The sequence below is a fragment of the Streptomyces sp. NPDC002520 genome (assembly GCF_053595235.1).
The window spans coordinates 172,225-192,752 of sequence record NZ_JBSFXG010000013.1 but is presented as its reverse complement, the minus strand read 5'-3'; the positions used below and the strand labels follow the sequence as shown (position 1 = coordinate 192,752).

Genomic DNA, 20,528 nt, shown 5'->3' with positions numbered 1-20,528 from the left:
CCTCCGCGCGAGGGGCACCGGCCGGGCGTCAGAACGTGCGTCGGAGCAGGCCGAGCAGCGCGGCCCAGTGCCGCTCGTCGGCCTCGTGGTCGTAGGCGGGGGTGTCCGCCTGGGTGTAGCCGTGCTGGGCGCCCGCGTAGACCTCGGCGGTGTGCCGCACACCCGCGGCGGTGAGCGCGTCGTCCAGCCGGCGGATCTGCTCCTCGGGCATGGACGCGTCCTGGTCCGCGTGGCCGAAGTACAGCTCTGCGGTGATGCTTTGGGCGCCCAGGTGCGGGCTGTCCGCGTCGTCGGTGGCCAGCCGGCCGCCGTGGAAGCCGGCCGCGGCGGCCACCCGCTCCGGATGGGTGGCCGCCGTGCGCAGGGCCAGCCGTGCGCCCATGCAGTAACCGGTCAGCGCGACCGGGCCGTCGGCGACCAGCGGGCTGTCGGCCAGCCAGCCCAGATAGGCGTCGGCGTCCCGCTCGATCAGCTCGGGCGTGAGCGAGGCCATGACCGGGCCGATCCGCTGCCAGAGGGTGGGGTCGGCCGCCGGGTCGATGAACTCCGGCAGCTCGCCGATCGGGGTGCGGCCACCCCGGTAGAAGACGTTCGGCACCAGGACCGTGTAACCGGCGCCCGCGAGCCGGTCGGCCATGGCCCGCAGCCGCGGGCGCAGCCCGAAGGCGTCCTGGTAGAGCAGCACGCCGGGGTGCGGCCGCCCGTCGACGGGGTGGGCGAGGTAGGCGTCGGCGACGCCGTCCTCGGTGGGGATGTCGACAGTGGTTCCCTGTACGGCGGTCATGGTGCGAAGCCTCCTGAGAAGTCAGCGGCGGGAGGCTGTCGCCCCTCGGCGCCGCGCGCCCCCATGCTGCCACGCAAGATCTACACGGACGCGACCGGTCCGCGCCGTCCGTGACCGGAACCGGCCCGCGTCCCTCACTCGAACCGGGTGGTGTCCCCGGCGCCCCGCCGTACGATCTCCGCCTCGCCGCCGGAGAAGTCGATGACCGTGGTCGGTTCGGTGCCGCAGTCCCCGGAGTCCACCACCGCGTCCACGACGTGGTCGAGGCGGTCCTTGATCTCCCAGCCCTGCGTCAACGGCTCCTTCTCGTCCGGCAGCAGCAGCGTGCTGGACAGCAGCGGCTCGCCCAGCTCGGCGAGCAGCGCCTGGGTGACCACGTGGTCGGGGATGCGTACGCCGACGGTCTTCTTCCTGGGGTGCAGCAGCTTGCGCGGCACCTCGCGGGTGGCCGGCAGGATGAAGGTGTAACTGCCGGGCGTGGAGGCCTTCACCGCGCGGAACACGTCGTTGTCGACCCGGACGAACTGGCCGAGCTGCGCGAAGTCCCGGCACATCAGCGTGAAGTGGTGCCGGTCGTCGAGACGGCGGATGGAACGGATCCGGTCCATGCCGTCCCGGCTGCCCAGGCGGCAGCCCAGCGCGTAGCAGGAGTCGGTGGGATATGCGATGAGTGCCTCGTCCCGCACCGCGTCGGCGATCTGGGCGATGCTGCGCGGCTGCGGGTTCTCGGGGTGCACGTCGAAGTACTTCGCCATTCATCGAGCTTATGCCGTCGGCGGGCGTCGCACCCGCAGCTCCGTCCCTTGCCCGCGCATGTCACCGTACGAGCCGGAACCCCGGGTGTGCGGCGGCGATTCCGGGGCATCCGACGGAGGAGGCGCCCCGGGCCACCCCCCCGCTCAGGGCTTGCCCGTCTCCGCCGGTGGTCCATCCCCCTCTCGGGCCGCCGGCGGAGCCCTGCCCCGCGGCGTCGGGGACACCCGGGCGCGTCCGGTCGCCCTGTCGGGTAACGTCGATGATCCGACATCCGAGGTCAACCCGACCCGACGACGAGGAGACGGGCGACGTGGCCGGCCGAGCCGACGAGGGCCCCCACGCCCAGCAGCCGTACGACACCGACACCGCCTGGGCGGAGCAGCTGCTCGACCATCTGCGCCCCGCCGGCCGCGACCCCCGCCGGGTCGTCGGCTGGCTGGAGCGCACCGTGCGGGCGTCGGTCTGCCTCCAGGACGCGCAGGGCGCACTCCTGGCCGGCGAGCCCCTGCCGCTGGACGACACCGTTCTCGCCGACGTCCTCGCCGGCCGGATCTCCTCGGCGGCCGTGCAGGACGGCGCATGCCATGTCCGCCTGGTCGGCCTGCGTCACCCGACACAGGGCCCGGCGGCCGGCGCCGTGCTGGCGGTGGCCCGGCCGGCCCCCTTCGACCGGCACGCCGCCGAGATCGTGCTCCACACCGCGGGCGTGCTCGAACTCCTGCTCAGGGAAAAGGAACTGACGGAGGCCGGGTACCGGCTGCGGCGCGCCTCGGCCGACCTGCGCCTCGCGATCCTTCAGCTGCTGATGGTGGAGGACATCGTCTCCGCCCGTCGCGTCGCCGCGGGTCTGTGGCCCGGCCTGCTCGACCAGGAGACCGCCCGCGTGTACGTCGTGGAGGTCGCTCCCGACGAGCGGGACGCGCTCGCCGAGGCGTGCGGGGACGCCACCGAGGGCGAGGCGCTCGTGGTGCGCTGCCCCGCCGTCGACGGCCACGTCATCGTCGTCAGTCCCGCACGGGCGGCCGGGAGCCGGCTGCGGTCCCTGGTCGACGGCCGGCCCGGCGCCTTCCTCGGCGGCAGTCTGCGCCAGGGCCTCGCCCGGACCGCCACCGCGTACGGCCAGGCCGTCAGCGCGCTCGCCGTCGCCCGGTTCCGCCCGGACCAGAGTGCCGTCTACGCCGAACGCACCCACCCCGAACGGCTCCTGGACCCGGCCCTCCTGCGGGCCTGGTCCGCCGAGGTGCTCCGCCCGCTCGACACGCTGCCCCACCACATCCGCGCCGAACTGCTCGCCACCACCCGGCTGGGCCTCGACTTCACCGCCGTCAGCGCCGCCAAGGTGCTCGGCGTCAGCCGCAACACCGTCCGCGCCCGTATGGACCGCGTCGAGTCGCTGCTCGGCATCGACTTCGCCGACCTCGCCACCCGTGCCGTGGCCCGCCTGGCACTCACCACCGAGGCGGTGCACGGTCCGTACGACCCCGCCGCCACGGGTGGGCACCAGGGGCGGCGCGTCGGGCTCGGCGAACTCCTCGCCTCGGCCGCGCTGCGCGCCTGGGCCGTCGACCTCCTCGCCCGCCTGGACGGCGACGGCCGCGACCTGCGCGGCACCCTGCGCGCCTGGATCGCCGCCGGTGGCAACGCCGAACGCGCCGCCCGGGAACTGGGCGTCCACGCCCAGACCGTGCGCGAGCACGTCCGCGCCGCCGAACCGGTCCTGGAACGGCAGCTGCTGACCGGCGGCGGCGACCTGTACGAGGTCGTCCTCGCCCACCTGGCCACCGGGGCCCTCACCGCACCCGCCCTGGGCGGGGCGAACGGGGAGCAAGCGGACTCACCTGTGCACAGGTGAGTCCCCGTCGCCGCCGAGAGGGCACCGACGCGATAGTCACCGCCGTGCATCGCACGTAAGTTCAGCAACGCGCGGGGCGCGACCGGAACGGGGGACCGGTCGAGGCCCCGCATCAGTTTCAGGTGCCCGGCAGCGCGGTCAGCTGACCCGAGCCCCGGGCGCGCGGCGTCGGTGCCGTACACATGGTGGCCGGGGCCGGGGACGCAAGGAATGGGCAACAGCCGCCAAAACCAGCCGAGTTCGGATCTCATCTGGCGGCGGGCTCCGCCGGGAGGTCGAAGACGTGACCCGGGGAGACGATCTTCGTGACCGCCTCGCCGACCAATGTGCTCGGCTCCTGGCCGGCGTGGTGGATGTCGGCGTTGAGGAGCACCACGATCGTGGCCCGCGCGGACGGGAGATGGACGGTCAGGCACTCGTAGCCCGGCAGGGAGCCGTTGTGGCCGATCCAGCCGTGCACGTCGAAGATGCCCAGCCCGTATCCGGTGCCCGGGATCGGGGTCCTGGGGGTGATCAGCCGTTCCCTCTGCGTGGCCGCGCTGATCAGCCGCCTGCCGTCGGGAAGCCGGCCGGTCGCCACCGTACGCGCCCACACACGCAGGTCGTCGAGCGTCGAGATCATCGCGCCGGCCGCCCAGCCCCAGGACGGGTTCCAGTCCGCCGTGTCCGCGACCTTCCCGTCGGCCGTCTGGTCCGTGTAACCCTGCGCATGCGGCTCGGGGAACTCGGCACCGCTCGGGAACAGGGTGTGCCGCATGCCGGCGGGGTCCAGGATGTGCCGGTGGATGTAGTCCGCGAGCGGCTGTCCGCTCTGCTTCTCGACGACCAGGCCGAGCAGGATGAGATTGGTGTTGCAGTACGAGAACTTCTCGCCGGGCGGGAACAGCACGGGGTGCCGGAAGGAGTAGTCGAGCAGCTGCCGGGGGGTGAAGCTGCGCCGCGGGTCGGACGTGAGCGCCTTGAAGAAGTCGTCGTCCTCGGAGTAGTTGAACAGCCCGCTGCGCATGCCGGCCAGCTGCCGCAGCGTGATGACGTCACCGTTCGGGACGCCCGCGACGTATCTGCCGACCGGATCGTCCAGGCCTACCCTGCCCCGGTCGACCAGCTGGAGCAGCGCGGTCACCGTGAACGTCTTGGTCTCGCTCCCGATGCGCATGTACAGGTCGGGGCTCATCCGCCGGCCGTCGCTCTTGTCGGCGACGCCGAACGAACGGACGTAACTCCCCTGATCCGGCGTCCAGATGCCGACCGTGGCACCCGGAATGCCGGCCTCGCGCATCACGTTCCGCACGGCGACGTCGAGTTGGCGCGTCACGGTGGGAGTGAGGGTGCGGACGTCGGGGGCCGCCGGGGAGGGGCTGGGCGCGGCCGTGGAGTACACGGCCGGTGCGGAGGCGGGCGCCGCGCCCGCGGGAGCACCGGCGAGCGGCACCATGAGCGTTCCCACCGCGACGGCGACCACGGCCCCCCGGCGCGGCGTTGCGGACGTATGCGACATGGGCTGACTCCAGGCACGTGGGAGCAGGACGTGCGATGGGCGACACGTCGGAGCCCCGACCTCCCAGAATAGAAGCGCGCGCCGCGCCGCGCCCGTCGGCCCGGCCCTGCCCGCGACGGCACCGCAGGCATGGGTTCCGGGCGAACGCGGGATGTTTGTCGTACAGGCGGAACGGCGCGTTCGAGGGGTGGGTTCACCCGACCCGGTGAGCGGAGCACCCCGAAACGTACCGGCGGCGCGCGCCGGGCGTTGCCCTCGACATGAACGGCATCGACCACGAGGACCGGGTGGAGCGCAAGGACCGTACGGAGGGCGAGGACCGTACGGAGCGCAAGGACCACACGGACCGGAAGGACCGGGCGGACCGCAAGGTGCCGGCGGACCGGACCCGTGAGCCGATCTACGCCGAGCTCGTGGGGGAGTGGCGCGCCCAGGGGCGGACGGTGCCCGCCGAGCCGGACGCGCTGTGGGCGGCCCTCACCGGGTTCACGCTGCGCGCCCGCCCCGAGCCCGAAGGTCCCTGACCGCCCGCGTCCCGTACCGCCGTCAGCGCCCGCACGTCGGAGCGAGCACGGCCAGCGTGCCGTTGGCCTCGCGCAGCGCCTCCTCCAGTGGGCCGGGCCGGTGCAGCGCGCCGGTGCCGTCCGGCGGGACCAGCCACTCAAGGGAGCGGGTGGGGCGGTAGGGCGGTGGTACCGCGACCCAGGAGCCCCTGGTCGCGTACCGCAGGCCGGCGCCCACCCAGCCGCCGGACGGGTCGGGCGGCAGGAAGAATCCGACCCGCTCCGCCGCGGTGTCCACCAGCGTCGGCCCGGGGGTGCCCGGCGCCGGCCGCCACAGCAGGTCCAGTGCGAGCAGACCGAGCGGCTCGGGCACGCTCAGGACGTCCCAGAAGCGGCCTGCCTCGAGCAGTGCGACACCCTCGCCATGATCCCACTCCCATTTGCACGCGCGGGGATCGGCCGCCGCCGCGGCGAGCCACTCCACGCCCCGCATCCACATCGCGTTCGTCATGCACTGCTCCGGATGATCCTCGTACGCCGCGAGGGCGCAGGGAACGACTGTGACCGGGCAGTTCGCGCGACTGCACTCCTACCCGGCATATGCATGCATGCTCGTAGATATTTCTACCTGGCGGAAGGGGTGGCGCGGTCTGGCGTTTCGGTGGGTGCGTTCGAGATCCGAGCGGCGGTTCGTCAGTCGGGCGCGGGGGGATGCGTCACCCTCGAAGGTCTGCCATGCCCCAGCAACGCTCGATTCGAGCGCTGTTGCGAATGATTCATGCGTGACAGCTTGATCGAGCTGGGATTTCGGTCGTACCCTCACCCTGTTCCATCACCGCACCCATCGAGGTATCCCATGGACCGCACGCGTCTGCACGCCCTCCTGGCTCGCGAGAGTGCCGAGGCCGAACGCCGCAATCCGCGCTCCCGAGCGGCCTATTCGCGCGCCGACCACCTCTTCGGCCGGGTGCCGATGACCTGGATGAACAAGACCGCCGGCGCCTTCCCCCGCTACCTGGCCGGGGCGCGCGGCGCCCGCGTCACCGACGTGGACGGCCACGAGTACATCGACTTCTGCCTCGGCGACACGGGCGCGATGGCCGGTCACTCGCCGGCCCCGGTCACCGAGGCGGTGCACCGCCGGTACGCCGACCTGGGCGGGGCCACCGCCATGCTGCCCACGGAGGACGCCGAGTGGGTCGGCGCCGAGCTGACCCGCCGCTTCGGCCTGGCCCGCTGGAGCTTCTCGCTGACCGCGACCGACGCCAACCGATGGGCCATCCGGCTCGCCCGCGCCGTCACCGGACGCCCCAAGATCCTGGTGAACAGCTACTGCTATCACGGCAGCGTCGACGAGTCGCTCATCGTCGTCGGCCCCGACGGCGACGGCACCGCCCGCCCCGGCAACGTCGGCGCCCCCTGCGACGTGACGCTGACCAGCCGGGTCGCCGAGTTCAACGACCTCGCCGGACTGGAGCGGGAGCTGGCCCACGGGGACGTCGCCGCCGTCCTCATGGAGCCGGCCCTCACCAACATCGGCATCGTCCTGCCCGAGCCCGGCTACCTCGCCGGTGTCCGCGAGCTGACCACGCGGTACGGCGCCCTGCTCATCAACGACGAGACCCACACCTTCTCGGCCGGCCCCGGTGGCTGCACGGCCGCCTGGGACCTGGAACCCGACGTGCTGACCATCGGCAAGGCGATCGGCGGCGGCATCCCGGCCGGCGCCTACGGCCTCTCCGCCGACCTCGCCGAGCGGCTGCTCGCCCGCGAGGACCTGGACCTGGTGGACATGGGCGGCGTCGGCGGCACCCTGGCCGGAAACGCGCTGTCCGTCGCCGCGACGCGCGCCACCCTCGAACACGTCCTCACCGACGAGGCGTTCGCCCACATGGCCAAACTGTCCGAACGCTTCGAGGCCGGCGTACAGGCGGGCATCGACGCACACGCCCTGCCCTGGTCGGTGAGCCGCCTCGGCGCCCGCACCGAGTACCGCTTCGTCTCTCCCGCACCCCGTACCGGCACCGAGTCCGCGGCCGTGGCCGACGCGGAGCTGGAGGACTACCTCCACCTCTACCTGGCCAACCGGGGCATCCTGCTCACCCCGTTCCACAACATGGCGCTGATGTGCCCGGACACCACCGAGCAGGACGTGGACACCCACACCGAGGTCTTCGCCGCCGCACTCGCCGAACTCAGTAGCTGACCTGCGCCGCTAGGCTGGACCGACCCCCCACCGACCCGCCGGAGAGGAAGAACGACGACCGTGGACGAGATCGACCGGGCCATCCTGCGTGAACTGCAGACCGACGGACGCATCGCGTACGCCGACCTCGGCCCCAAGGTCGGCCTGTCGGCGTCGGCCGCCCGCCAGCGCCTTCAGCGCCTGCTGGACTCCAGGGCCGTTCAGGTCGTCGGCGTCACCGACCCGATGGCCATGGGCGGCCAGGCCATGGCGCTGCTCGGCATCGCCGTCGACGGCGACCCGCGCACCGTGGCCGACGCCCTCGCCGAACGCCCCGAGGTCGTCTACTCGGTCCTCACCTCCGGCGGGTTCGACCTGTTCGCGGAGGTGGTGGCGCCCGGTCCCAAGGCCCTGCTGGACTTCGTCAACGACGAGGTCCGGCCGCTGGAGGGCGTCCGCGAGATCCAGTCCTTCCCCTACTTCGGGATCCACACCCACCGGTTCCTGTGGGACGTGGGCTGACGTCGTCCGTACCGGAGCGGCCCGCGCCGCCGGGGTGATCAGGGGACTGCCGGGGCGGGGGTCAGGACGAGCATGGTGGCGTCGTCGCGGACCTCGAAGCGCAGCCGCAGCAGGTCCGCCCACACCGCGTCGGGCAGGTCGCCCGAACCGGCGCCCGCGAGTGCGGTCAGCCGCTCGGGCAGCGGGTAGAAGACGTCCGAGGCGTTCCGGGCCTCCCACACGCCGTCGGAGGCGAGCAGCAGCCGGTCCCGCAGACCGAGGGTCACCGTGACCTCCTTCGGCCGCTCCGCGCCGAGCAGCCCGATGCCCAGCGGCGGACTGGGCGGGACGGTCACCTCCAGGGCCTGTTCCCCGTGCAGCAGCACGGGCGGCGGGTGACCGCAGGCCAGCACCCGCACCGCTCGCGCGTCGGCGGAGAACTCCAGCAGCACCGCGGTGGCGAACAGCTCCGGGTGCCGGACGGCGGAGGAGTCCACCACCAGCCGGCGGTCCATGCGGGCGGCGACCGCCTCCAGGCCCGGCTGGTCCAGCGCCGCCTCCCGGAACGCGCCCAGCAGCGACACCACCGTCGAGACCGCCGCCAGCCCGTGCCCCTGTACATCACCCATCACCACGCGCACGCCGTACGGTCCGTCGCGTACGTCGAAGAAGTCCCCGCCCACCAGCGTCCCGTTCTGCGCCGCCCGGTAGAACCCCGCGCACCCCACCCGCCCGACGCGCTCCGGCAGGGCCGGCATCACGGCCCCCTGCACGGCCTCGCTGATCTCGCGCTCCATGCTCAGCTGGGCGTCCCTGCGGCTGCGCACGAAGGCGAGGAGCACACTCAGCAGGGCGACGAACGCGATGGTCAGCACATCGGTGTTGCCCGGTCGGTTCAGATTCGCGAACGGCAGGTTCAGCACCACGACGACGAGCGCGCCGAGGGCAGCGGTCGCCAACGGCCCGTACGACAGGACGGCGAGCGGCGGGATCGCGCCGAGCAGGAAACCCAGATCGCGCGCGTGCGGGGTGCCGACCGCGGTCACGGTCACCAGCACGAGCAGCAGCACCGGCAGCACCCGCACCCATCGCGGCGGTGGCGCGCCTCGCAGCCAGCCGCGCTCCTCTCGGGCCCGTCGCGACGACCAGCCGCGCACCGATGTCACATGCCCACGCTACGCCGCCGTCCGGCCGGGGGCCTCTTCCGGCCTCGGCGCCCGCGACGAGGAAAACGCCCGCGACGAGGAAAAGGGGACACGAGGAAAAGGGGAAACGAGGAAACCAGGAAAACCGGTGGACGCTCGTGCGGCCGTCCCCCTACCGTGATGCACCACGCCCGAGACGGCCGGAAGGAGGCGAGCGTCATGCAGGTCCTGCTCACCCAGCGCTCCCCCTTCCCCGTTGCCCGGGCGTGCCACGTCTGACCTGACCGGGAGCGCTGAACACCGTACGCATCCCGGAGGAATCCCTTGACCGCACTGGTCATCCGCACGCTCGACGAGAGCAGTGCTCACCTGTTCCACGACCTGCCCGACCCGCTGGGCTTCCGTGAGAAACACCGGAAGACCCGCTACCGCCCCGACTGGAAGCGCGTCGCCCTGCGCGACGGCCGGCCGGTGGCCCGCGCCGCGTGGTGGGCCCGGCCCGAGGACGCCGAGCCCCTCGTGATCAACTGGTTCGACGTGGCCGAGGGCGAGGAGGACGCGGGCGCCGAACTCCTGCGGACGGCGCCCTGGCGCACCGATGAGCTCGAACTCGACCTGCCCGTGGGCTGGCGCGACGACCCCGTACAGCGGGCCGCGACCGACACGCGTGTCGCGGCCGGCCGCATGGCCGGCTACGAACCGCTGGTGGAACGCTTCATTTACCGCTGGACCCCAGACCTGGGCCTGCCCGAGCGCCCCGGACGCCTGGTCTTCGCCGCCGAACCCGACGACGGTGTCTTCTTCGAGGCGCTGCGCCGCATCCACTCCGTCACCCTCGACGCCCACGCCCGCCGGGCCATCGAGCACGGCGGAGTGGACCGGGCCGCCCAGGAGGAACTCGACATCTTCCACTGGATGCCGTCGCCGCGCGAGTGGTGGCAGGTGGCCCGCATCCCCGAGGGCGAGCTGGTCGGCATCCACATCCCCGCCCACAATCCCAGCGGCCCCTGTATCGGCTTCATCGGCGTCCTGCCGGACCACCGCGGCCACGGCTACGCCTACGACCTCCTCGCCGAGTGCACCCACTTCCTGGTCGAACGGGGCGCGGAGTTCATCGCCGCCGGCACCGACCAGGGCAACTTCCCCATGGCCGCGAACTTCGCCAAGGCCGGCTATCCCGTCGTCCGCGAACGCGTCAACCTCTGGGCCGACCACACTGTCGGTACCGGGTGACATACCGACGGGGCAGTGACCGGAAGCGGAACGAGGGAGCTTCCGGTCATGGGGGCGAGGCCTTCGGCACCTCCTGGACGATTCATTCCGTACGCTGCCCCGACCGCCATCGCCGTCGGCCGTGCAGTACGCGTACCAGGGCCATGGCCAGGGCCATGTCCTTGCCGCTGCGGGAGAACGAGAGCAGGTTGACGGGCGGCCGGAAGCGGCGTCGGGCTACAGAATGCGCCCTGCTGAACTCGCGCAGGCCGTCAGCACCGTGGACACGACCGAAGCCGGAGTCCCCCGTGCCGGCGAAGGGCAGGCTGGCGACGGCGGCGAAGGTGATCACGGAGTTCACCGCGACCGCCCCGACGCGCAGACGCCGGGCCAGTCGGAGCGCGGTCCGCTTGTCACGGGTGAAGACGGCGGCGCCCAGGCCGTAGGAAGCAGCGTGCGTGCGTTCGACCTTCTCGGCGAGTTCGTCGATCCGGCGTGCCAGGACCGCGTTCCACGCCAGAATGCGCCGCCGGCGCTCCTTCGGGTCCAGCGCGGCCCACCAGTGCCCGGCCTCCCGGGCGCGCCGCACTGTCGCGCGCACCTCTTCGCGGGTGTGCACCGGATAGTCGCCGACGCTTGCGCCGGTCAGCGGGGACCGGGAGGTGTTCCGGTCGGGGAGGTCTCGGTGGACATAGGGTAACCCTCAGTAGTGGAATGGGTCGTGCGAGGGATTCGGGCAAGACGCACATGATGTGGCATCAGCGCTCGCCGACGTCGGCTGCCGGTGCCTCGGCACTGCCGCGCCTGGGCAGCAGCGCGCGTGCGGCGACCGCCGGACGGATCAGCGAATAGGGTCCGCTTTGCAGGTTGAGGACGCGCAGCAGTGCCGCGTTGACCTTACGGTCGGTCCTTCCCGTCTTCAGTACCCGGTCGAAGTAGGCCTGCATCACCGGCTCGTAGAAGGGCCGTCGGCCACGCTCGGCGGGCGGCAGATAACGGATGTCCTCGCCGCTGGCGATGAGCCAGGCGTCACTGCCGCTGCGTGCCGCCCGTTTCTGCAGTCGCTTGCCCAGCGGTTCGCCCGACGTGCGGCCGAGTTCCTCGCGCATGGCGAGTGCGGTGGCCGCCGCCACCGACATGCCCTGCGCGTACATCGGGTTCAGCGAACACAACGCGTCGCCGACCACCGCGAAGCCTCGTGGCCAGTCGGAAAGCAGTTCATAGCGACGACGCCGGCTGTCGGGCACCCGGAACCCGTGGACCGGGGTGAGCGGTCGAGCGGTGCTGATCGCGTCGTGCAGCACCGGGCTGCGCAGGGTCTTGGCGAAGGCGAGGAATCCTTCGTCGTCGGTGGGCGGGTGATCGCCGCCCACGCCCACCATGCTGACCATCCAGCGGTCACCGTCGACGGGTAGCAGCATTCCGCTGCGGGTGTGCTGGGGAGGCTGGGTCTGGAGCAGGATCAGCCGCCAGCCCCGGTCCTGCTCGGGCCGGGCGTAGAACCGGCTGGCGTAGCCGACATCCGATGGTGCTCTGATCTCCCGCGGCACCGGCCAGCCCAGTTCGGCCAGCCAGTCGGGGGCGGCCGAGCCGCGCCCGGAGGCGTCGAGCACCAGATCGGCAGTGAGCGGGACGTGCTGCCTTGCGCCGCGCTCACGTATGGTCACACCGGTGATACGGGCGCTGTCCTCGGCGCGGGAGAGCCCGGTGACTTCGGTGCCCTCCCGCAAAGTGATGCCCGTACCCGACAGCACGCGTCGCCGCACCAGCCACTCGATCAGATCGCGGCTGGCGGACACGATGGACATGCCCGGCCGGAAGCGCGAGCACCAGCCGGCCGGTGTCAGCCAGAGGGCATCGCCGGGCCAGTCGAGAGGTACCCCACCCGCGTCGACCAGTTCGTTCACGAACCCCGGCAGCAGCTTCTCCAGCGAATCGAGACCGCGGCCGAGCAGCAGATGGGTGTGCCGGGACTGCGGAACCCCGGACCGGAACCGCGGCGTTCGCGGCATGCGGTCACGGTCGATGAGGGTGACGCGCCCGCCGCGCTCGGCCAGAACGCGCGCCGCCAACAGGCCGGCCATCCCCGCGCCGATGACCACGGCGTGGTCACGACCGGTCGAGGCGGCATTCCGCAGGGGGCGAAAGTCGGCCGAGCCGTCTCCTGGGGAAGTCAACTATGGGCTCCTACGAGTTCAGTGGACGAGCGCGGACTCATCGGCGTGGCCGGTCTGAGCGGTGTGCTCGGCCTCGACCGGTGCCAGGCGGCTGGCGAGGTGGCCCAGCGCTAGCATGGCGAAGATGTCGGCAAGCAGCGGGACCTGGAAGATGAACGGGCGTGGGCCGATGGAGTCGGAGATCGAGGGGATCGACCCGTTCTCCTGCTGGCCGCACAGCAGATAGCGGGCGGCCCGTGCGGCAGGCTCGGGGTCCTGCTGCGCGCACAAGGCGATCAGAGCGTAGGAGGTGCTGAGCGCGTCGCTGGGGTGTCCGGTGGCCCAGCCCCATCCGCCGTCCGTGTTCTGGGCGGCGCGTATCAAGTCAAGACAGCGCTGCCGGAGGCGGGTTGCCTCCGATGACGCCGCCGTCGGCTCCTGGCCGGTCGCCAGCACCGTGCGGAAGACGGTGTGCAGTGTGCTGGCGCTCCAGTCCGGGGCGAAGGTGCCGTCGGGGTTCTGGGCAAGGGCGAGGAACCGTATCCCCTCGCGCAGCGTCTTGTGGTTCGCCGGGCCTTCGACGCCGAGAGCATTGACCGCGGCGGCGGTCATGCAGGCTTCGGCGGGGGCGCCGGCATAGGTGGGGAAGCCTCCGTCCGGGCCGGCGAGGCGGCGCAGGCACTCCAGGGAGGCCGCGATCTGCGGGCGGTACAGATTCGCGTCCAGCGTGTGCAGGAACTCCGTGGCGACGGAGATGTCATCGGCGTCGGTCTGCTGGGCGAGGTCGGTGTAGGCCCAGCCGCCGTCCGGCCGCTGCTGGCGTACGAGGTGTCCGGCGATCCGGTGCAGTACCGGCGCGGGCGCCTTGGCCGCCGCGAGCGCGACGCCGCCGGTCGCGGTGCACCAGGTGTCGGTGTCCGTGACAAACGGCAGTCCGCCGTCGGGCCGCTGATGCCTGAGCACCTGTCGGACGCCGTGGGCGACGGTTCCCGCGGTGTCGGGCAGACCCACCAGGGCATGCAGCACCGAAAGGTGGATGAGGATGTTCCCCTCCCACACATCGGGCAGATTCTGCGTCGACAGCAGAAGTTCCCAGTCCCGCGCGTCGATCGCCTCGGCACGGTTGAGCGCCCGGAAGCTGATCACCTTCAGCGAGGCGACCTGGACCTTTGCCCAGGGATGCAGGCCGTCGCTGCTGAATGCCCTCGGGTCCGGCTCGGGCATGGGAGCGCCGAACACGGAGAGCACGGCGTCGATCATCACCTGCTTGCGGCGACTGGTGAAGCGTGGTGCCCTCGCCAGGAAGTCACCCATGAGGGGCTCCGCGGTGTGCGCGGGGTCATCGAGCGCGGCCGACACCAGGAGCCGGTCGAGCGCAACCGTGGATTCTCGCCGGGCGTCGAGGTAGGTCACAAGACCTGCCCCTGCCTCCGGTTCGAGACCACTGCGCTCCAGCAGCCGAAGGCACAGCGCGGATTCCAGAACGCGGCTGCGGCAAGGATCGCGCAGCGCTCCGTCGGCATCGACGGCGGCGATGAGCCGGTCCTTGAGTCGCGACGTGGTCAGGTGGAGATGTGCCGGGAACAATTCGCGTGACCAGAACGGCAGTTGGGGGCGGTGATGGGGAACTCGCATCAGTGGTACCTCGCGGTTGGTACGGGAGGCGCGCGCTGTACGCGCCCAGTTCATGGCAGGCAGCGACGTCAGAGCGGCACCGTCGGTCGCCCTGAGGTAGCCGACGGCTCCTGATAGCGGCCCGATTCCAGGCTCCAGTCCAGGCTGCCGCGCATGAGGTGCTCCAGCCCGCGGATGTAGGCGAGCGCGACCGGGCGTTGCTCGGCCTGCAGCGGTCCGCGGTCACAGCGGGCGAGGAACCCGTCCCGCGCGTTGTGATAGTCCGTCAGACGCGCAGCGATCCACCGCTCGATCTCCCGGTTCGTCTCGGCACGCTCGCTGCCGGATCGGTTCTGCAGGATGAGGACGAGGTTGTGACATTCTCCCTCCGCCAGTTCCTTGCGCAGCGAGAGGATGTCGTTGACGGCACAGGCGACATCGCCCGCCGCCCAGCGCATTTCCTCGTACTCGGGGGACTGTAGAAGGAACGCCGGCAGGGGTGCGTCGGCGGCGAACTCGACCAGGTCGGTGAGCAGCCCCCAGCCGGATGTCCTCCGGCGCAGTGCCACATAGGCGTCCATCCCGGGCAGCGCCTGCGCCGCGCGTGAACGCGCCTCCTCATACAGGGAGTCGGCGAAGGCGCACAGATCCTCCGCGCAACGCCGCCACCACTTTGCTCCGCCCATCTCCAGCAGAGGGCCACGCAGATCCCACAGCGCGCCGAGTGGTGGCTCCGGCCGCTCGTCGAGCAGGCCGCCGACCACTTGCGCGGTGACAGCGGCGAGCCGGCGCGCTCGGCTCTGGTCGTTCTCGGGGTCATCGCCGGGCCTGAGGTGGTCGTCATAGAGGAAGAGCCACAGCACGGCGTCGCAGACCAGGCCGAGGCGGTCGAGGGGGGCGTCAGGGTACATCCGGGCGACAAGCCGGGCGTAGCGGCCACCGGACCAGTGCGCCGCCCCGACCAGGTCGCGCATGCCCGATACGCGTGCCCAGGCGTCAGCGTGCTCCTGTAGGACATTGACGTGTCTGTTGACGTGGGAGGGGAAAGGGAGGTCGGGTATCAGGGGCTGCGGGAGGTCGGACATGCATCCTCCAAGCGTCGCCACGCTTTGGGCGTAGGCATTTGACGTGGGGCGGGGGTGTGGTGAATGCCGGGTTCCGGTTCCGGGCTGTGTTCGGGGCGCGGCAGACCGGCCGGCGGCGTTTCCGACCTGGTCCCAGGTGGCGGAACGGCTGGTGGTGGGTCGGGGCGGAGTTGAGAGTGGTGGGTGACGCGCGGGAAGAATGCGCAGGACGCGACGAAGGCGGGGTAGCGCAGGAGTACGGCGGCGGAGGGGGCGGGTCAGGAGGGCTGCCGTAGGGCCGTCTCGTGGTCGTCTGTGATGGCCGGCCGACTGGGCGCCCGGAATCCGGGGCGGCCTGAGGTCGGCGCAGCGGTGTGGGCCCGGTCAGGCGCAAGAGCGCCGATGTTGTCCACAACCTTTCAGCGTCAGGCGTAGTTGACGTGCCAAGTAAGTTGCCTGGAAGCGCTGTTGTGCTCACCTGGTTCGCAGGTTGCGGGCAAAATCGCTACCAAGAGGGAAACTTAGAAGGCATTGCGATGTTCGTCCAGTGGTAGAAAACAGGCGTCTAGTGACAGGTGAGGAGAGAATGGGATCTCCGGGGCCTGTGTCGGCAGGGGACGGGCCGCCGGGTGCGGACTCCCGGCGCGGCAGTGGCGGTGCTCGCCGCAGCAGGTGGTGTGAACCGGCTGAGCTCCTGCCGGTTCTCAGCCCGAGGGGGCCCTAGCAGCAGACCATTCCGGCCGGCGGGGCTGTCCCGTCGGCCGGAATGCCGGTCAGCAGGGCCTCCGCGGACGCCAGGATCTCGGTGACCCGGAGGCCGAACGCGGCGTCGCAGGCGTGCGGGCGGCCCGTACGGGCGGCGGTGATCAAGGCGTCGGCGGCACGGGCGAGGGCGGGGACCGCGCCCTCCGCGCTCGTCGGCAGCAGCGAGGTCCCGGCCTCGCCCCGCAGCTCCACGTCGGCCCCGGCCGCCGCGGGCGGTGCCGTCAGACTCAGGGTCACGGTGCTCGACGCCCCGGTCTCGTGGTCGAGGACCAGATGCACCGTGTCCGAGGGACCGTGCGCGGCCGCCAGGACCTGCCGTACGTCACCGAGCACCGCAAGCAGCACCGACAGGGCGTGCGGGCCCACGTCCCACAGCGCGCCCTTCTCACGCCGCCACGGCGAGGCCGCGAACGGGCTGTCGCTCGTGAACACCGCTCCCAGCCACTGCGCCCGCGCCGTGAACCAGCCCGCCTCCGCGGCCTGTTCGTCGATCCACGCCTCCGGTTCCTTCTGGAAGCGGGTGGTGAAGAACACCACCGAGGCGACCTGGGCCCGTTCCACCTCCTCGGCCACGGCCCGCGCCTGGTCGACCCCCACCGCCACGGGCTTGTCCAGCAGCAGATGGCGGCCTGCCCGCGCCGCGCGCACCGCCAACTCGGCCTGCACGGACGGAGGAAGCGCCACCGCCACCGCGTCCACGTCGGCGAGCAGCTCGTCCACGTCGTCGTACGCCCGGACGCCGTACTCCTCGGCGAGGGCGCCGGCCGCCTCCGGGCGGCGCCCCCACACCCCGGCGAAGTCCAGACCGGTGTGCCCGGCGAGTGCGGGGGCGTGGGCCGCCCGGGCCCAGGGGCCCGTGCCCAGCAGTCCGATGCGCATGTCGCGTTCCTTTCTCCGAGGCGATTCGCCGGGGAGTCAAAGTGCCGTGTCTCTCACGCCGTCGACAGACGTTCGTGCGGAATCCTCGTCTCCCGCGAGCCATCGCGCTATGGTCGCGGCGATCGGCTGGCCGGTGTCCATCTCCACGAACCCGAACTGGCCCGACTGGTTGCACTCCAGGAACCACCAGATGCCGTCCGCGTCCTCCGCGAAGTCGAAGGCGCCGTAGACCAGTTCGGCGCCCTTCATGTACCGCAGGACCGCCTCGGCGGTGCGCGCGGGCACCTCCGTGGGCAGCCAGGGGAAGACCGAGGGGGCGAAGCGGACGTCCACGTCGTCCGGATGCGCGTCCGGGGCGACCGGTTTGCGTGCGGCCAGCAGCCGGTCCCCGACGACCGTGAGCCGGATGTCGGCCCTCTTGGCGACCCGCCGCTGCAACAGGGTCGGGCCGAAGGCGACGGCCGAGAAGTCGGCGTCCGGCGCGACCCGGCTCGTCGGCACCGTCCGCGGCGGCTCCTGCGGATGCGCGCCGGAGACCGGCTTGACCACGAGGTCCGGGAAGCGTTCGGCGAACTCCCGGGCCGCCCGCGGGAACATCGTGATCAGCGTGGCCGGCACGGCGAGCCCGCTGCGCTGGGCGAGCCGCAGCTGCCAGGGCTTGTGACGGGCGCGCTGCGCGGCGTCCGGATGGTTCATCCAGCGTGCGTCGGTACCGCGGAGCATGCCGTACAGCGCCTGCGCGGCCTCCTCCGTCAGCCAGGCGGACGGCTGCGCGGCGCGGGCCGCCGCGAGGCCCGGCCTGCGCACCCAGACGGAGCGCAGGCCGCTCAAGCTCACCAGGCGCCCGCCGACGGACAGTTGCCCGTCGCAGGCGCCCTGCGCGTACTCGGCCGACAGCGACACCCCGTTGGTGAGATCGGCGGGGTCGAGGCGGACCACGGGCACGTCCGCCTCGCCGAGCCGGAGGACCACCATGTCCGCCGTCACGTCCTCTTCACTGGTCAGGATGAGCACCGTCATTGCGCGCGACTCGCGTTCAGTCGTCGAAGTGTGTCTTGGAACCGGCCGTGGAGGTGGTGGTTCCCAGTGCCCTCAGCGTTGCGTGGTCGGTGGCGGCGATGCGCCCGTCCGGGAGGACGTTCAACTGCAGTCCGGAGTCGTACGTGTACGGAGTGGTGACATCCAACTGCACAGCCGGGCGCGCGTAGTTGAGCGTGAACGGTTGCATGGTCTCTCCCTGATTCGGCTTTCACGTCCTTATACGATTCGAACGGGTGGTTGGTTTCCTTACGCTCCGTGACCAGGGTCTGGAAAGGGGCGGTTCGGCGCCAGGTATGAGGACGCCATTACGGGCGAAACGGCTGCGCGAAAGACACGGAAACCTCGCGAGGCCGACGCCGGGGCCGACGCCCGGGACGCTCCGGCACCCGCCGCGCAGCGGCGCCCGGTTCAGCCCGCCAGGGCGTCGCGGGCCGCCGCGAGGGCCTGTTCGGCGTAGCCGCGGCCGAACAGCACCGCGTGCACCAGCAGCGGGAAGAGCTGGTGGATGCCGATCCGGCGCCGCCGGCCCTCCGCCGGCGGCGCCGCCTCCGCGTACCCGGCCAGCACCCGGTCCAGATGGGGGCAGCCGAACAGCTCCAGCATCGCCAGATCGGTCTCCCGGTGCCCGCCGTGCGCGGCCGGGTCGATGAGCCGGACCTCGCCGTCGGCGCCCCACAGCACATTGCCGTTCCACAGGTCCCCGTGCAGCCGCGCGGGCGGCTCGGCCGGCCCGGCCAGCTCCGCGAGCCGCTCACAGACCCGCTCGATGACAGCGGCCTCACCGGGCCGCACGGTCCCGGCGTCGACCGCGTCGCGCAGATACGGCAGCACCCGGTGCTCGGCGTACCAGTCCGGCCAGTCGGTGCCCGGCGCGTTGCGCATGGGTGCGAGACCGATGTACGCCTCCACGGGCCCGCCCGGCGGAGCCGCCCCGAACGCGGGCGCCCCGGCCGCGTGCAGGGCGGCCAGGGCATGGCCGAAGCGCAGGGCCGCCCCGGCGTCGGGAGGACCGGTCGGCACGCGCTCGGTGACCATCCAGTCCTCGTCGTGGCCGAGCACCCCGGGCACCCGGACCGCTCCCGTCTCGCCGAGCCAGCGCAGCCCGGCCACCTCGGCGCGGACCGAACCCGGGCCGTCGCCGCGCTTGACCATCACCGCCGTACCGCCCTCGAGCTCCACCTCGGCCGGCGACCCGGACGGCGCCCGCCCGCCGGTGACCCGGCGTCCCGTGAGCCGGGACGCCGCCTGAGCCGGACCTTCGTCTCGCGTGACCACGGCCCCAGAGTAGGTCCCACGAGAGGGCCGCCCCCACGGCACTTCGAGCGGGGGTGCGACGACCTCGGCCGAAGCCGGCCGGCAGCGGGCCGTGTCGGCACGTCGGGGAATCCGGCGTACGCGAACGTCAGCGGGCCGCGAACTCCTGGTGCGTCAGCCCCACGGGATTGCCGGCCGGCAGCAGCCCTGACGCGTGGACACTCCGGGCCAGCGGCTCCAGCAGCTCGGCCAGGCGCACGGTGCGGTCCGAGCCGAGCGCGGCCCACGGTCGCTCGGCGGCGGCGTCGGTCAGCGCCTCGATCTCCGCGCGCAGGGCCGACCCGGCCGGGGCCGGTGTTCCGTCCGGCGCGAGCAGGCCGCGCTCGCGCAGCCCGTCCTCGGCCGCCGCCCACTGCGCCGGCTCCCACTTGCGGGTCTCCCGCAGGAACGTCGCGTCCGACTCCCCGGAGGCCGCCTTGAGCACCATGGCCTCGACCGGCCCGAGCCCCCGGCTCACCAGGGCCGCGACATGCCCGTCGCCCCGGTGCTCGCGCAGCGTCGTGACCGCCTGCCACAGGCGCGCGGTGGGCCGCTCCGGGCGCTCCAGCGCCTGGTTGGCCGCGCCCAGCATCCGGCCCGCCGTGTCCGCGGCGGCAGCCGCCTCCCACGCGAGGTCCGCCGCCTCCGCCAGCTCCGCCGAACCGGCCACGTCCGCCCCGAACACGCGGCTCATCGCCGCGTCCATCGCGTCCAGGCGGGCCGCCAGCACGTCCTTCGGGTCGGCGTACCCCCACGCGTCGGGCAGCGCCCGGTGGACCCGGGACGGGTGGAAGACGAAGAAGCCGCTCGTCACCACGGACGGGGGCACCGCGCCGAGCGGCGCGGCCCGCAGCGCCATGTAGCCCATCCAGAACCCGCGCAGCCCCAGCCCGTCCGCCGCTCGCCGCGCCTCCGGGGCGAAGTACACGAGATCGTGCACCGGTTCGTACCGCTCCCACATCGCCCGCGCCGTCCCGCCCGCCACAGCGTCCTCCCGCCCCGTCGCTCCTGTCGGCACCAGACTGCGCCATGACGACGGCCACAACAAGCGCGTACGGCGAACAGGCCGAAGAAGATCCACGGGACGCGTGAAGTCGGGCACCGGGGTGGCGCCTGCCGGCGGGAGAGGAGGCGGAGCAGTCCGTGAGGTGACGGAGTGTCGGTCCCCGGGAGGGGGCGCCCCCGAGGACGTACGACCGTGCCGGCGGGCCGCGCGCCCGCGAGTGACAAGGGGTCGGCCGGACGGGGCATGCACCGGCGTGTCGCTGGGACAGACGGGT

19 protein-coding genes and 1 pseudogene are annotated in these 20,528 nt (G+C 72.4%); 5 read left to right on the top strand and 15 right to left on the bottom strand.

Annotated features, from left to right (window positions below):
* Positions 1–28: 28 nt before the first annotated feature.
* The gene (locus ACWD5D_RS20490; RefSeq protein WP_451374133.1) at positions 29–784 is read right to left on the bottom strand and encodes a dienelactone hydrolase family protein; all 756 of its coding nucleotides are present in this window, start codon (positions 782–784) and stop codon (positions 29–31) included.
* A 134-nt stretch (positions 785–918) separates the two neighbouring features.
* Positions 919–1,539, bottom strand: coding sequence for an L-threonylcarbamoyladenylate synthase (locus ACWD5D_RS20485; RefSeq protein WP_451374132.1), 621 nt, complete (start codon positions 1,537–1,539; stop codon positions 919–921).
* A 311-nt stretch (positions 1,540–1,850) separates the two neighbouring features.
* Here ACWD5D_RS20485 and ACWD5D_RS20480 point away from each other — a divergent pair, with 311 nt between their 5' ends.
* Positions 1,851–3,392 (top strand): helix-turn-helix domain-containing protein, encoded by a 1,542-nt coding sequence (locus tag ACWD5D_RS20480; RefSeq protein WP_451374131.1) that lies wholly within the window; start codon positions 1,851–1,853, stop codon positions 3,390–3,392.
* 247 nt (positions 3,393–3,639) lie between these two features.
* Here the strand turns inward: ACWD5D_RS20480 and ACWD5D_RS20475 are convergent, their stop codons facing one another.
* Positions 3,640–4,890 carry a serine hydrolase domain-containing protein gene (locus tag ACWD5D_RS20475; RefSeq protein WP_451374130.1) on the bottom strand — a complete coding sequence of 417 codons (1,251 nt, stop codon included), beginning with the start codon at positions 4,888–4,890 and terminating at the stop codon, positions 3,640–3,642.
* 260 nt (positions 4,891–5,150) lie between these two features.
* On the opposite strand from ACWD5D_RS20475, the gene ACWD5D_RS20470 reads away from it, so the two are divergent.
* Positions 5,151–5,414: a hypothetical protein gene (locus ACWD5D_RS20470; protein ID WP_451374129.1), complete on the top strand. Its 264-nt coding sequence runs from the start codon at positions 5,151–5,153 to the stop codon at positions 5,412–5,414.
* Positions 5,415–5,436: 22 nt separating this feature from the next.
* On the opposite strand, the gene ACWD5D_RS20465 is transcribed toward ACWD5D_RS20470, so the two are convergent.
* The gene (locus ACWD5D_RS20465) at positions 5,437–5,904 is read right to left on the bottom strand and encodes a hypothetical protein (RefSeq protein ID WP_451374128.1); all 468 of its coding nucleotides are present in this window, start codon (positions 5,902–5,904) and stop codon (positions 5,437–5,439) included.
* A gap of 345 nt (positions 5,905–6,249) precedes the next feature.
* On the opposite strand from ACWD5D_RS20465, the gene ACWD5D_RS20460 reads away from it, so the two are divergent.
* Complete coding sequence (locus tag ACWD5D_RS20460) at positions 6,250–7,599, top strand: transaminase (RefSeq protein ID WP_451374127.1); 1,350 nt, start codon at positions 6,250–6,252, stop codon at positions 7,597–7,599.
* Positions 7,600–7,659: 60 nt separating this feature from the next.
* Positions 7,660–8,100 carry an Lrp/AsnC family transcriptional regulator gene (locus tag ACWD5D_RS20455; protein WP_451374126.1) on the top strand — a complete coding sequence of 147 codons (441 nt, stop codon included), beginning with the start codon at positions 7,660–7,662 and terminating at the stop codon, positions 8,098–8,100.
* Between the two features lie 38 nt (positions 8,101–8,138).
* On the opposite strand, the gene ACWD5D_RS20450 is transcribed toward ACWD5D_RS20455, so the two are convergent.
* Positions 8,139–9,245: a PP2C family protein-serine/threonine phosphatase gene (locus ACWD5D_RS20450; RefSeq protein ID WP_451374125.1), complete on the bottom strand. Its 1,107-nt coding sequence runs from the start codon at positions 9,243–9,245 to the stop codon at positions 8,139–8,141.
* 303 nt (positions 9,246–9,548) lie between these two features.
* Between ACWD5D_RS20450 and ACWD5D_RS20445 the strand changes: the two genes are divergently transcribed.
* Complete coding sequence (locus ACWD5D_RS20445; protein WP_451374124.1) at positions 9,549–10,457, top strand: GNAT family N-acetyltransferase; 909 nt, start codon at positions 9,549–9,551, stop codon at positions 10,455–10,457.
* Between the two features lie 82 nt (positions 10,458–10,539).
* Here ACWD5D_RS20445 and ACWD5D_RS20440 read toward each other — a convergent pair whose 3' ends face one another.
* The 10 genes and pseudogenes from ACWD5D_RS20440 to ACWD5D_RS20395 all read right to left on the bottom strand — a co-directional run bounded on the left by ACWD5D_RS20440 (position 10,540) and on the right by ACWD5D_RS20395 (position 20,233).
* A complete protein-coding gene (locus ACWD5D_RS20440) occupies positions 10,540–10,956 on the bottom strand; it encodes an aldehyde dehydrogenase family protein (RefSeq protein WP_451374175.1) in 417 nt (138 codons plus the stop codon).
* A pseudogene (locus tag ACWD5D_RS20435) lies at positions 10,933–11,091 on the bottom strand (aldehyde dehydrogenase family protein); the annotation flags it as partial. The gene ACWD5D_RS20440 and the pseudogene ACWD5D_RS20435, both read right to left, overlap by 24 nt.
* Positions 11,092–11,194: 103 nt before the next feature.
* Entirely contained in the window at positions 11,195–12,613 is a 1,419-nt protein-coding gene (locus ACWD5D_RS20430) for an NAD(P)/FAD-dependent oxidoreductase (RefSeq protein WP_451374123.1), read from the bottom strand.
* Positions 12,614–12,631: 18 nt separating this feature from the next.
* The gene (locus ACWD5D_RS20425) at positions 12,632–14,227 is read right to left on the bottom strand and encodes a prenyltransferase/squalene oxidase repeat-containing protein (protein WP_451374122.1); all 1,596 of its coding nucleotides are present in this window, start codon (positions 14,225–14,227) and stop codon (positions 12,632–12,634) included.
* Positions 14,228–14,295: 68 nt separating this feature from the next.
* Positions 14,296–15,180 (bottom strand): terpene synthase family protein, encoded by an 885-nt coding sequence (locus ACWD5D_RS20420; RefSeq protein ID WP_451374121.1) that lies wholly within the window; start codon positions 15,178–15,180, stop codon positions 14,296–14,298.
* An 810-nt stretch (positions 15,181–15,990) separates the two neighbouring features.
* Complete coding sequence (locus ACWD5D_RS20415; RefSeq protein ID WP_451374120.1) at positions 15,991–16,914, bottom strand: Gfo/Idh/MocA family protein; 924 nt, start codon at positions 16,912–16,914, stop codon at positions 15,991–15,993.
* A 36-nt stretch (positions 16,915–16,950) separates the two neighbouring features.
* On the bottom strand, positions 16,951–17,934 hold the full coding sequence (gene tgmB, locus ACWD5D_RS20410) for an ATP-grasp ribosomal peptide maturase (protein ID WP_451374119.1): 984 nt from the start codon (positions 17,932–17,934) through the stop codon (positions 16,951–16,953).
* A 16-nt stretch (positions 17,935–17,950) separates the two neighbouring features.
* On the bottom strand, positions 17,951–18,142 hold the full coding sequence (gene tgmA / locus ACWD5D_RS20405) for a putative ATP-grasp-modified RiPP (protein WP_451374118.1): 192 nt from the start codon (positions 18,140–18,142) through the stop codon (positions 17,951–17,953).
* 221 nt (positions 18,143–18,363) lie between these two features.
* Entirely contained in the window at positions 18,364–19,230 is an 867-nt protein-coding gene (locus ACWD5D_RS20400; protein WP_451374117.1) for a fructosamine kinase family protein, read from the bottom strand.
* A 127-nt stretch (positions 19,231–19,357) separates the two neighbouring features.
* Entirely contained in the window at positions 19,358–20,233 is an 876-nt protein-coding gene (locus ACWD5D_RS20395) for an SCO6745 family protein (protein WP_451374116.1), read from the bottom strand.
* Between the last annotated feature and the right edge of the window lie 295 nt (positions 20,234–20,528).